General features: G+C 44.2%; 10 protein-coding genes and 1 pseudogene. 2 read left to right on the forward strand and 9 right to left on the reverse strand.

Annotated elements, in window-relative coordinates; genetic code table 11:
• Positions 1 to 259 precede the first annotated feature (259 nt).
• Positions 260 to 514, forward strand: coding sequence for a hypothetical protein (locus ACM0OZ_RS30680; RefSeq protein WP_414586620.1), 255 nt, complete (start codon positions 260 to 262; stop codon positions 512 to 514).
• A gap of 106 nt (positions 515 to 620) precedes the next feature.
• On the opposite strand, the gene ilvD is transcribed toward ACM0OZ_RS30680, so the two are convergent.
• The 5 genes from ilvD to ACM0OZ_RS30705 form a co-directional block, all read right to left on the reverse strand.
• Entirely contained in the window at positions 621 to 2,306 is a 1,686-nt protein-coding gene (gene ilvD / locus ACM0OZ_RS30685) for a dihydroxy-acid dehydratase (RefSeq protein ID WP_414586621.1), read from the reverse strand.
• Between the two features lie 121 nt (positions 2,307 to 2,427).
• Positions 2,428 to 2,847, reverse strand: coding sequence for a pentapeptide repeat-containing protein (locus ACM0OZ_RS30690; protein ID WP_414586670.1), 420 nt, complete (start codon positions 2,845 to 2,847; stop codon positions 2,428 to 2,430).
• A gap of 812 nt (positions 2,848 to 3,659) precedes the next feature.
• Complete coding sequence (locus ACM0OZ_RS30695) at positions 3,660 to 4,532, reverse strand: hypothetical protein (RefSeq protein ID WP_414586622.1); 873 nt, start codon at positions 4,530 to 4,532, stop codon at positions 3,660 to 3,662.
• 28 nt (positions 4,533 to 4,560) lie between these two features.
• The gene (locus ACM0OZ_RS30700; protein WP_414586623.1) at positions 4,561 to 5,382 is read right to left on the reverse strand and encodes a PIG-L deacetylase family protein; all 822 of its coding nucleotides are present in this window, start codon (positions 5,380 to 5,382) and stop codon (positions 4,561 to 4,563) included.
• A 199-nt stretch (positions 5,383 to 5,581) separates the two neighbouring features.
• On the reverse strand, positions 5,582 to 6,202 hold the full coding sequence (locus tag ACM0OZ_RS30705; protein WP_414586624.1) for a TenA family protein: 621 nt from the start codon (positions 6,200 to 6,202) through the stop codon (positions 5,582 to 5,584).
• Positions 6,203 to 6,242: 40 nt separating this feature from the next.
• On the opposite strand from ACM0OZ_RS30705, the pseudogene ACM0OZ_RS30710 reads away from it, so the two are divergent.
• Positions 6,243 to 6,407, forward strand: a pseudogene (locus ACM0OZ_RS30710) (tyrosine-type recombinase/integrase); the annotation flags it as partial.
• A gap of 39 nt (positions 6,408 to 6,446) precedes the next feature.
• Here ACM0OZ_RS30710 and ACM0OZ_RS30715 read toward each other — a convergent pair.
• From ACM0OZ_RS30715 to ACM0OZ_RS30730, 4 genes are all read right to left on the reverse strand, one after another.
• A complete protein-coding gene (locus ACM0OZ_RS30715) occupies positions 6,447 to 10,589 on the reverse strand; it encodes an eIF2A-related protein (RefSeq protein ID WP_414586625.1) in 4,143 nt (1,380 codons plus the stop codon).
• A gap of 317 nt (positions 10,590 to 10,906) precedes the next feature.
• Positions 10,907 to 11,677, reverse strand: a complete 771-nt coding sequence (locus ACM0OZ_RS30720) for a pentapeptide repeat-containing protein (RefSeq protein ID WP_414586626.1) — start codon at positions 11,675 to 11,677, stop codon at positions 10,907 to 10,909.
• A 110-nt stretch (positions 11,678 to 11,787) separates the two neighbouring features.
• On the reverse strand, positions 11,788 to 11,934 hold the full coding sequence (locus tag ACM0OZ_RS30725) for a hypothetical protein (RefSeq protein ID WP_414586627.1): 147 nt from the start codon (positions 11,932 to 11,934) through the stop codon (positions 11,788 to 11,790).
• A 166-nt stretch (positions 11,935 to 12,100) separates the two neighbouring features.
• Positions 12,101 to 12,712 carry a pentapeptide repeat-containing protein gene (locus ACM0OZ_RS30730; protein ID WP_414586628.1) on the reverse strand — a complete coding sequence of 204 codons (612 nt, stop codon included), beginning with the start codon at positions 12,710 to 12,712 and terminating at the stop codon, positions 12,101 to 12,103.
• Positions 12,713 to 13,045 lie beyond the last annotated feature (333 nt).

Raw genomic sequence — 13,045 nt, forward strand, 5'->3', positions numbered from 1 at the left:
GGTGTGACTCCTCCTGGTGGTGTGACTCCTCCTGGTGGTGTGACTCCTCCTGGTGGTGTGCAGCCGATACCGGAGCCATCGACGTTAACGCCTCTTTTGTTGTTGGCAATGCTCATGCCTGTACTTGGCTACAAAAAGTGGCGCATGCAGACAAAAGGTTAAGTCAGCGACTTGCTGGAGTGCACTATTCAGCAACGAAGGAACAAAACGCTCACCCAGCATCGCATTTTCGTCCTTTTATAAATAGGGGATTTAGCAAGTGACTGAACAACGTAATGACTCATGTCCCAATAGCGTGACGGGAAATGATTACCTAGCTGGGATTGTACTGTCTGCATGCATAAATGCCATAGCGCCGCTAATTCGGAATGCCATAGCGCCGTTAATTGCGACCATAGCGCAGCTAGTTCAGAAAAAAATCAAACAGCTACTCCCTGGTTCTAGTCCGCCACCTAAAAATCCTACGCACTCAAGTCGAAACCAACAAGATTCTTCCAATGATAGAGAAAGCTAGGAGCTTTAATTAAGTGAGGTTGAGTGCCTTTTGTTTGCAAGCCGCTACAGTTAAAAGACGCTCAGGCGTACTTTGCGCCTTTGCGTCTTTGCGCGAGATTTATTAATTAAAATAAATCCAAATCCGTTACTGCACCAAGACTGCTAGAAGATACCAACTTGCTATATTTTGCTAGCACACCCGTAGTATAACGGGGTGGACGTGGTTGCCAATTGGCACGACGACTGGCTAACTCTTCATCAGATATATCTAAATGCAGTGAACGAGCATGGGCATCAATCGTGATCGTATCGCCTTCTTCGACTAGGGCGATCGCACCGCCAACTGCGGCTTCTGGTGCAACGTGACCCACTACCATGCCGTAAGTACCGCCTGAAAAGCGCCCATCGGTAATCAGTCCCACACAATCACCCAAACCAGCACCAATAATTGCCGAAGTGGGAGCTAGCATTTCTCGCATACCAGGACCACCTTTTGGTCCTTCGTACCGGATGACGATGACATCCCCTGGGTAAATTTTCTTTGCCAGAATTGCATCTAAGCAGGCTTCCTCAGCTTCAAAAACCCGTGCTGGACCAGTGATTTTGGGTATTTTTATCCCAGTAATTTTAGCGACAGCCCCCTCTGCCGCCAAGTTACCTCTAAGGATGGCTAAGTGTCCTTGTTGATACAGCGGGTTATTCCAAGGACGAATGACATCTTGATTTGCTGATGGTTCTTCTGGGACATCAGCTAACACTTCGGCTACTGTTTGCCCGGTGATGGTTAGGCAGTCGTCGTGTAATAAATTATGTACCAGTAGCATTTTCATGACTTGAGGAATGCCGCCAGCTTTGTGCAAGTCTGTGGCTACATACCGACCGCTGGGTTTTAAATCGCACAAAACGGGAACGCGGGCGCGGATGGTTTCAAAGTCGTTCAGGGTAAGTTCTATACCAGCGGTATGGGCGATCGCCAGTAGATGCAGCACTGCATTTGTCGAACCACCCACCGCCATGATCACAGAAATAGCATTTTCTAGGGATTTGCGAGTGATAATTTGGCTGGGCAAGATTTGTTGGCGAATGGCTTCCAGCAAGAAAAAGGCAGATTTTTCAGTACTTTCGGCTTTTTCTTCATCTTCTGCTGCCATTGTCGAGGAATAAGGTAAACTCATTCCCATTGCTTCAATAGCACTAGACATCGTGTTTGCTGTGTACATCCCACCGCAGGAACCAGCGCCTGGGCAAGCATGACGCTCGACTTCTAGAAGTTCATTTTCGTCTATTTTCCCAGCACTGTATTGACCGACAGCTTCAAAAGAACTGACAACAGTTAAGTCGCGTCCGTTGTAGTTTCCGGGTTTAATTGTACCGCCGTAAACAAAGATAGCGGGGATGTTCATCCGAGCAATGGCAATCAACGCCCCTGGCATATTCTTATCACAACCGCCAATAGCAAGAACACCGTCCATACTTTGCCCAGTGCAGGCGGTTTCTATTGAGTCAGCAATGACTTCGCGCGAGACCAAGGAATATTTCATCCCTTCGGTTCCCATGGAAATGCCGTCGCTAATAGTAATTGTGCCGAACATTTGCGGCATTCCCCCAGCATTTCTGATGCCAATTTCTGCTCTTTGCGCCAGTTTATTGATCCCCATATTGCAGGGGGTAATAGTACTGTAACCATTGGCAATACCAACAATTGCCTTAGTGAAATCCTCATCTCTAAAACCAACAGCACGCAGCATTGCCCGGTTAGGCGATCGCTGCACTCCTTGTGTTACAACTTGGCTTCTTAAATTCTCTGACATTTTGATAATTTCCTTGTGCCGTCATCTCTCTTTTGGCACATTTGCTCTGTGATTATCTCAAAATACCAGATACTCTACAGCTCATTTTCATGTATTGGCACAAACAGTGCAGCTACCGTAGCTAACCGTTGATTGTACCATCTGGCATAATTGCGCCCTGCAACAGAGTACCCATCATGTATGCCCCATACAGATTAGCTCCCTGTAGATTTGCAGCAGTAAAATCTGCGTCTATCAAGTCTGCCATTTTCAGTTCTGCCCCATCAAGTATGGCTCCTGTGAGCTTTGCTTCAAAAAGATTTGCCCCACTAAGATTGGCTCCTGTCAGGTTGGCTCCTGTCAGGTTAGCTCTCACTAAAGATGCTTCTGTCAAGTCCACCCCAACCAAGTTTGCTTTACTCAAATCAACTTCACTCAGGGAAGCTCCTTTTAAAGTTGCTCCACTGAGATTAACTCCATTTAGGTAACTACCTATAAGGTTTACGCCCTTGAAATTTCTTTGTCCTGCCTGATAGCGTTTCAAAAAATCATCCACGTTCATTGCACTAGTTAACAACACCTGTTGGTTCATTGCCCTATTTAATAACTCCTCTTGTAATGTCTCTCAGAGAACAGACTTTAATAAGTTGATAGTGTTACCATGCCACCTTATGACAAATTATGTCATTATCTTTAAACAAATTATCATTATGGCAATCCAAACTCAGTCATTAATGAACAAGTCATCAATGATAGTTTGTTAAGGCGTAAGCACTACCACAAACTTAAGTTGTATATAGTGCTGACTGTTACAACACTCAGCACTCATTGTTCAAAACTGTTTTGATGATAACAAAACTCATTTTCTTAACCCGTCATTGGCTTACCTTACTTTTCACGGTATCTGGAAAACCTGTCTCTAAATCTCTCTCCACCTCTCCCTAACCCTACCCTAAAAGGTTTGGGAAGAGGAGCAGCTTTTATTACTGAGAGAGACGCAAGAATTTTGGGTTGTAGAGACGCGCCATGGCGCGTCTGTACATTTGTGATTAGATTTTTTGTGGACTTTTCCACATGACGTGAAAAGTCAGATTGGCTTACGGGCAAGTAGAAAGATTTATAGCAATACGAACGCACATTTATGTGAAAGTGCCTGTGCGAAACGCATAAATTGAGTTTTTCAGATCCCCGACTTCTTAAAGAAGTAGGGGATCTTGTTTTTTTACAAATCATTTATGACTCAATACGGTTCAGTTAAGGTTAATGTGTAAAAAATAACGTGGTGTAGAGACGCGCCATGGCGCGTCTCTACATTGTGTTCTTGATAAGAGTTCTGATCTTATCTGAACCGTATTGATTTATGACTGCTAGATTTTACTCATAGGTCAATGAATTAGTCACAATCTTTAATCGTAATAACCTGTAAAAAAACTTGATATTTTCACCGATTTTAGAGACAACTTTTTCCAAAATAGAGCGTTTGGGATATGCAATTCTTGCGTGTTCTTCAAAATAGATCGACATTTCATCCATGCTTGACTGACCCTTTTGAATTTTAAATCTCTCGATTTTTTCATTGAAAAATGAAAGACTTGGCATTTGCCCCCATCTAATAGGAAAACCAGCTTGATACGCAGCTAAACCTATTGCGTTGCCTTCTCCGTCGTAAAGTCCATTTCGTTCAAAATAGTTGGCAAGCATCTCCCATAGGCGCAAGAATTGGATTTCTTTACCAGAGTCTTTAGTGATAGCAAATAAATACTCTTGCACAAATTGAATATTTTTCCATTCTGCATCCAGATTTAATTTTTGTATGGCTGATTTAACGATTTTAAATTCTCTACAATATTTTGCTTCAGCAGTCCCTGCAATAACTTTGGCAAATTTTATCGGCAGATTGAAACAAGCTCTTGCTGTTATTCCTGGTTCGTTAAGCCATTGTATATCTTCTGACACTGGTGCTAATATTCGCATATCTGCATCAAGGAAGATACATGAATCAAACAACGATAGAGCTTGAGCGATGACAAATCTTTTATCGTGGTAACACTTCACTCCATGCTGTTGATGCTTAAATGCTAAAACTTGCGAGAAGTTACTAAATTCGTTAGGATTATCAGTTAAAATCACAAAAGAAGTGTGAGGTGCATATTTATCTATATCTTTTGCTAGAAGTGAAGCAAGAGCGCGATATTTGTTACCTAACGCTAAAGTACAGAAACAGACTTTCTTTTCTTGGTTACTCATAGTTGTTTCTTCATTTACATTACAATCATCAATCTGTTTTGAAAAAAACCTCATGAGGTAAGAAAAACCGCCAAAGGAAATTCGCTGGAAGCACTGTGTCAGTGGATTCAGCATCTATAGGTAAATATTGGGAACGATAAGTTTTAATTGCTTGCTCCTTCTTGGATTGCACCTTGTGTATACCTAATTGATATGCTCCTGTCAATTCCTCCAGCTTGAGATCGCGAAACACTAAAGACTCCCAAAGCAACCAGATAGCATACTGCCACAAATCTACCTTAATTCCAGCGAGGGCGATCGCCTTCGTCACAAGTTGATAAGTCGTCTCATGATCTGGACTTCGATCCTTGCTGTGAGTGACGTACACCTCTTGCGGCTGGAAATCACCCAGCAATTGTGCCATTTCTTCAATAGTTTGCTGTTGTTCAGCTTCCGTCATTTTATGCAGTGCGCCATCGCATTTATTGAGAAAGTGAACATCTTTTGACTCAACGCCTAAAATGTTCAAAGCTGTCAGTGCTTCTTGTTTGCGAATTTGAACAATGTCCTCACGGGTTATCTTGCTATTACCTTTATGAGAACCCCCTCCATCCGTGACAAAAACAACGTTAACAGGTACAGCTTGTTCTCGCTTAAGGGCAATGATTCCACCACAGCCCAACGTTTCATCATCTTGATGAGGAGCAAACACAAGTGCCGATTTCTGGCTCAAATCTAACCTTTTACTACCTGCATACAAAAGCCAATAAAACTGTAGTTTAATCCCAAGCGATCGCAATTTGTAATTAAGCAACCACCATTTGTTGTGCAGACCGGTCTTTAAGCGACGAATAAGATAACTCGCGTTCATAATGCAATAATATCGTTGAAAAGTTTTTATGTATGAGCTACTGAAGAAAACACACACAGGTTGTGCTTATAAGTGCTTATACAGCGCTTTCCTGTAAGGTGGGCATTGCTCACCAATAATATCTCAAATGCTCATCACGCAAGCTTTTAAAGGCAATGCCCACCCAAAGATTTGTGGTCTAATCATTTGAAAGGCGCTGTTAATATTCCCATGCAGCCTGAAAAAAGTCTCGCTCACATAGCATGGGATAGCGATAAGTTGAGTGTACCAACGCCGTACTACTAGTGTAACCGTCAACCAAATCTTCTAATTGTTGCGTTAGTGGTTGAAAATCTGCGCCACTGTAAGTCCGAATCCAATCCGCATACTGATGATTGGGAATCCCATTTCGAGCCAACTGTTCACCCAAAAAGGCATACAGACGCATACAAGGGGACATAGCCGCAGCAGTTAAACCCACATCTCCACCCCAAGCAGTTGCCAACAAAAAGTCGGTATAACGACGGGTTGTGACTCCAGGTTCTACAGAATGCAAACTGACTCCCCACTTTGCTGCATAACCTTCATGTAGCTTCAGTTCTTGTAAAACTCCATCAGCCAACGAGTGAAAGGTTGTAAATACAGAGAAATCTGGTGCTTTCGCTGCAGCTATACTGTAAGCACGGGCAAAGGCTTCCAAGAAAAAAGCATCTTGCCCAACATAATAGGCAAATTTTTGCTGTTTGAGAGTACCGTCACCTATACCTTGGACAAAAGGATGCTCAAGACAAGCTTGTGCTATATCTTGATTTGCTTCCCATAATTCCTTCGAGATAGCCATGAGTTGTGAGTTGTGAGTTGTCAATAAAATACCACTATTCACTCACAGCTTCAGACGGACGGCATTAACTCAGATGTGTAGCGCTGGCATTCCGTTACGGCATATTCAGGAAATCAGCGGTCACAACGACTTGGGAACTTTGCAGCGGTATTTGGAAGTGACCCCGGAGCAAAGAAAAAGGGCTGTTTCAGTCATTGGGTTTTAGCCCTTCCTAATTCGCGTGGTATCTGCTAAATTAACGAATTTACCTGCGAGTGCTGATGCCATCGCAAAGGTGACGGTCATCGTTACTTAGGTTAACACTAGGGTTATTTAGATAGTCATGCAACCAAGTGCAACCTTGTACCAGTAGGTTATCTAAATTCAAATCCCACAAGCGTACTGTGTTGTCATAACTACCAGAAGCAATGGTCTTGCCATCCGGGCTGAATGCTACGCTACTGACTGTTTTGGTATGACCATTAAGGGTTTGGAGTGGTTGCCCATTGAGATTCCACAAGCGTACTGTATTGTCAGAACTACCAGAGGCAATGGTCTTGCCATCCCGGGTGAAAGCTACGCTCATGACAGGTTCGGTATGGCCATTGAGGGTTTGGAGTGGTTGCCCGTTGAGATTCCACAAGCGTACTGTATTGTCAGCACTAGCAGTGGCAATGGTCTTGCCATCCGGGCTGAAAGCTATGCTTGTGACAGGTCCGGTATGACCATTGTTCGCTTCGCGTTCCGAAGGAAGGGTTTGCAGTGGTTGTCCATTGAGATTCCACAAGCGTACCGTCTTGTCATGACTACCAGAGGCAATTGTCTTGCCATCCGGGCTGAAAGCTACTTCACTGACTTCTTCGGTATGACCTTTGAGGGTTTGGAGTGGTTGCCCGTTGAGATTCCACAACCATACTGTATAGTCATCACTACCAGAGGCAATGGTCTTGCCATCCGGGCTGAAAGCTATGCTTGTGACAGGTCCGGTATGACCATTGTTCGCTTCGCGTTCCGAAGGAAGGGTTTGCAGTGGTTGTCCATTGAGATTCCACAACCGTACTGTATAGTCATCACTACCAGAGGCAATTGTCTTGCCATCCGGGCTGAAAGCTACGCTTCTGACTGCTGAAGTATGACCATTAAGGGTTTGCAGCGGTTGTCCATTGAGATTCCACAAGCGTACCGTCTTGTCAGAACTACCAGAGGCAATCGTCTTGCCATCCGGGCTGAAAGCTACGCTTCTGACTGCTGAAGTATGACCATTAGGGGTTTGCAGCGGTTGTCCATTGAGATTCCACAAGCGTACCGTCTTGTCATAACTACCAGAGGCAATGGTCTTGCCATCCGGGCTAAATGCTACGCTTCTGACTGCTGAAGTATGACCTTTGAGGGTTTGCAGTGGTTGCCCGTTGACATTCCACAAGCGTACCGTCTTGTCTAAACTAGCAGAGGCAATAGTCTTGCCGTTCGGGCTAAATGCTACGCTTGTGACTGCTGAGGCAACCATCTTGCCATTCGGGCTAAATACTACGTTTGTAAGTCCTGAGGTATGACCATTAAGGGTGTGGAGTGGTTGCCCGTTGACATTCCACAAGCGTACTGTATTGTCAGAACTACCAGAGGCAATCGTCTTGCCATCCCGGCTGAAAGCTACGCTTGTGACTACAGAGGTATGACCATTGAGGGTGTGGAGTGGTTGCCCGTTGACATTCCACAAGCGTACCGTCTTGTCAGCACTAGCAGAGGCAATTGTCTTGCCATCCGGGCTGAAACCTACGCTCCAGACTATATCGGTATGACCTTTAAAGGTTTTGAGTGGTTGCCCATTGACATTCCACAAGCGTACCGTCTTGTCATAACTACCAGAAGCAATTGTCTTGCCATCCGGGCTGAAAGCTATGCTCATGACAGGTTCGGTATGGCTATTGAGGGTGTGGAGTGGTTGCCCGTTGAGATTCCACAAGCGTACCGTCTTGTCAGCACTAGCAGTGGCAATCGTCTTGCCATCCGGGCTGAAAGCTACGCTCATGACAGGTTCGGTATGGCCATTGAGGGTTTTGAGTGGTTGCCCGTTGAGATTCCACAAGCGTACCGTCTTGTCAACACTAGCAGTGGCAATCGTCTTGCCATCCGGGCTGAAAGCTATGCTAGTGACTACATCGGTATGACCTTCTAAGCGATTGTGCTCTGTTACCCTATAAACTGCTTGTCGCAATGCAGCTTCAACTATGGGTATATTAGCTTTTCGCTTGTGTAGCGCAACTCCTACTCGTAAACTTTCTATTAGGGCATCAAAATCTCGATTTTGATTAAAGAGTGCATCTGAATACCGACCGATAGCTTCACTCTGCGCTAACTGAGTTTTTTCTGCCTGCTGCCATTGCCAAAAAGCAAATCCAGATAGACTCAAAGCACCAACTAAACCAGCGATTAGCGCATTTCTGCTACGTCGCCGTCTGCGCTCCTGTTCCTCCTGCTCCCTATCTCGCTGTTGGACGCTAGCACCAATAAAATCTCGCTCCTGTTGAGTCATTTCCTCAGCACGCTTGTGCAACCAATCTTCTGCCACACCCAACGGCACACCTCGCAGCAATGCCCCTAAGTCATGGTTGCTATTCTTCCATTCAAGCATTGCCACCTTTAACCGTTCCTGCCAAACGCGAAACTGACGGTTGGCATTCATCCACTCTCGCAAAGTCAGCCATTCGCGGATCAGGGCTTCATGGACAACCTCCACCGTATCTTCCCCGGACTTATCATTGCGTCCGGTTACGACCAAACGGGCTGTGTATCCTGCTAAATAACTTACCAATCCCCAGTTCTCATCTCCAACTTCTGCACGGGTTGCGATCCGGCGAGTATCCTCTGTTCCTTCCCCTGGACGCACTAATTGCACAAAAATCCGCTGTGCTTGTTTTTGCTGTGTTGGGTTGAGTTGTTGATAAATTTGCTCGGCGTGATTGGCTAAAGCTTTTTTTACACCTCCAATCTCATCATAAGCTTGGTGAGTTAATAAGCGCCTTTGCTGCAATGACCACAGTCGGGTGAGGGCAAATTCTAGCAATGGTAAATTACCAGGTTCAGTGCCAACATCATCTAATATCCGTTGTGTCAATTGTGCTTCTAATTGCACTTCCAGCTTTTGGGCTGGTTGCTCAATTGCTCTTTGCAGTTCCTCCCGGTTCATTGAACTCAGTAGCTGAGGTGTAAACTGTTGCAATACATCCCGGACAGGACGATAGCCAAGGACAAAACCATAGAAATCAGCCCGTAAAGTGAAAACCAATGTTAAGTTGTTCTGATCAATTGCTTCTAACAAGAAGTCAGCAAAGCGCTTAATCTCTTCCTTATCCTGGCAGAGGGTGTAAAGCTCTTCAAACTGGTCTGCAAACAGCAACAAACGTTTCCCAGAGTGGCGTTCTACAAGCCGAGACATCACCGTAGGTAAAGTGATTTTCCCCTGCTGCATATCTGCTGCTAATCCCACTGCCTCTCGCAGTTGTGCTGTTTCCCCAGCCTCGGGTTCTAATTGACGCACTAAAGCAGAAGCTAGCTGATAAAATGGTTGGTTCCCAGGACGGAACGATTCAATCAGCCAGTTTCCTTTCATGCGTAACTGAGGAATCAGCCCCGCATACACTACAGAAGATTTCCCACTGCCACTAGGACCAATCACTGCGACTAAGGGCTGTTTGTTAACCGCTTCGACCAAACCATTAACAAACGTTTCTCGTCCAAAAAAGAATGCTGCATCAACTTCCGCAAATGCAGCTAATCCTTGATAGGGATTGGGAGGAAGAATGTCTACGGATGGCTGGATGGGAATTATACTAAGAAGGTCTTTTTTCAAAAGAACCGGAGTTTGCTGCTCTAAAAAACTGACCATTTGAGAGCAGCCTAATTCATAAGCAAACTCCATCTGCTCTCCAGCGGCTATTGCATCATAAAATGCCACTGAAAATGCTACAGCTGCTTTATCCCCTACCGCCCGATTCATGCCAATCACGTAATTGACGTATTGGCTAATCGCTTGTGCTTGCACCTCACTGTAGCAAGCATTGAGAAGTACGCACTCAACTCCCTTTGTGGCAAATAGCTTGAACATACTTGCCAATGCATCTGCTTTGACAAAAGCTAACTGCTCGGTTTCATCTTCCAAGACAATCCCATCTTCTCCCGCACCATGTCCGCTGAAGTGAACAATCTGCGGCTGATAATCTAAGATAGCTCGATAAAAATCACGCTTACGTACTGCCCACTTCTGCTCTAACTTGAACTGCTCACGCTTATTGGCTCGTCGCAATCCTTCATCAATTTCCCGCACCTCTTCGTCCAATCGCAACCTTGAGGTGCTTGTAGGATTGGCTGCCAGAATCAAAATAGTTTTGACACGTGGGCTGTTATTCATAAAAAACCACTGTGTGCTGATGCCAGCTTACACTTTGACTCGCGTTAATAAAATATAGTCGCAGAAAAATTTGAGCCGAAGCACAGCTTTTACTTCTTTATATAGATATAGATGAAATCAAAATTGACTTATGCACTTAAACAAACGCAATAAAGCGTAACAGGATTGCACCTCACTGGTTGACCATATCCTCATTTTGCCACCACACCCCCACAATCCTTCCCACTGCGTTAAATTTTGTCACCTTCTCTCTACTGATTTCAATTTCTTATCAATGAAAAACCCTGATTTCAGCGTAGAAATCAGGGTTTGAAACTCTAAAACGGTAAAAACTGAAGCAACAAAGAGCCAACACTACCGACAAAATCAATCAAATCAGGTTTGGCAGGTTTTACCGTCGTTTCGTAGGGTGTTTGCAGTTCTTTGATAAAAGCCTGTGCTGTTTGCATTCCACTGCTATTGCTTTGGGATGTAAACAGTTTTTCAGCAACTTGGGCGTCTTGGAATGCACCTTGTCGGTCAAATATTTGGTAACGAGCGACACCACGAGCTAAGTAAGCACCTGCATAATCAGGTTTGATGACAATAGCTTGATTGAAATAATCAATTGCTTGCTGTTGGTTGCCTTTTTGTGCTTCAGCAACACCCCAAGCATAAAATTCTTCATGTGTAGCAATTTGCGATGGTATACCTATTGCTCCTTGCAAGTTAACACCATTGAGAGTCGCACCATTCAATTGAGCGTTAACTAAATAGGTATTTCTCAAATCAGCACCCTCCAGATTTGCCTGATTGAGATTAGCACCGCTGAGGTTAGCACCAAATAAACCAGTACCGCTCAAGTTTGCACCCCTCAAATCTGCGCCACTTAAGTTGGCGCGGCTGAGGTTAGCACCTGCAAGATTGGCTCCGCTTAAATCGGCTCCTAATAAATCAGCCATCACCAAACCAGCCCCAGTTAAGTCACAATTTTGACATTGTTTGCTTGCCAGTAACTGTCTGATGTGTTGAGGATTTGCGGCTTGTGCAGTCTGGTTCAGGCTGATCAGAGTTAAAAATGCGGCTGTGGCGAAAATTTGGCTTTTCATAATTGGTGTCGCAATATCTTGCCCTGAAAACTCAACGTTTGAGTACACAAAAATATAAGTTTATATTTTTTTTATTTTTTAGCCGTATGCGTACCGTTATGAGGTATGATTCAGTTATGCTGTTGAGTTAATGTGAAAGTAGGCAAGGTTTGCGTGGTGTTTTCTCTAGCTGTATGGGCTGAGGAAAACCAGTTGAGTTCTGTAAATAAGCTTAAGGTAAATGTTAGAGTAGCAGCTAATAATAGTTTTTCCAGCATAGGTCATTCCCCCACAACCGCCTAGTCATTAATCAGTATTTATAATCTCGGTATAAATATGATTTATCTGTACTCCCAAGCTAAGAGATAAACGAATTTGGGGAAAGTGACTTTCATCTAGCTTTTTGGTGACGCTCATCACATATACAGCTTCCGTGCGCTTTAGCTACCTAAAATCAACTCCCTTGGGCATAATTGCGCCATTGAGGTTTGCACCTTCTAGAACAGTACTTCTCAAAATCGCTCCCTCAAGGTTAGCATCATCAAGATTGGCACCCCTTAAGTCGGCACTAGTTAGATTAGCATTGTTGATATTAGCATTTTTCAGATTTGCACCACCCAGATTAGCATTGCTCAAATTAACACCACTCAAATTAGCATTTTTCAGATTTGCACCACTGAGGATAGCGCCGCTTAAATCAACACCGCTCAAGTCAGTATTGGCAAGATTCGCACCGCCTAAATTGGCGTTACGCAGCTTCATTCCCCGTAAGTCCTTTCCTTTCCAATTAACGCCACCGAGGTTTTTTCCAGGTTCTTGCTGTTCTTGAATTGGTACGACTGCTGTGTCTTCTGGTGGCGCAACTAATGTATCTACAGGGACTTCTGTAATGTCTGGCGCGTTTACTGTTTGGTTTGGTGCTTGCTGGTTTGGTGCTGCAACTGGTGTTTGTACAGTTTTGAGCGCCATGTAAATTCCAACTCCAGCCAAAAGCGTTGCTCCAGTTAGTACAGCAGAGAGCGTGAAAAGTAAAGTTTGGCGCTTGGACTGATACATTTGTGCTGCCTCAGTAGTTGGGATTTCGAGTTTTGCTTATTACAACACTTATTCTATGATTAGACCACAAATCTTTGGGTAGCATTGCTCATAAAAGCCTATGTAATGGACATTTGAGATATTGGTGAGCAATGCCCACCTTACAGGAAACCACTGTAAATAAACTTCTTGTAAAAGTCAATTTTATAAAAATAAACCACAGATGGACACAGATAAACACAGATGATTTATCTGTGTCCATCTGTGTTTATCGGTGGTTCTAAATACTAAATCTGGATTTTTGCCAGATTCCTATAAATTGCGGCAGAGGTTGGTGTCCACCTTTGAAAAAAC

The organism is Scytonema sp. PCC 10023, assembly GCF_963920835.1.
Classification (GTDB): domain Bacteria; phylum Cyanobacteriota; class Cyanobacteriia; order Cyanobacteriales; family Nostocaceae; genus Kalymmatonema.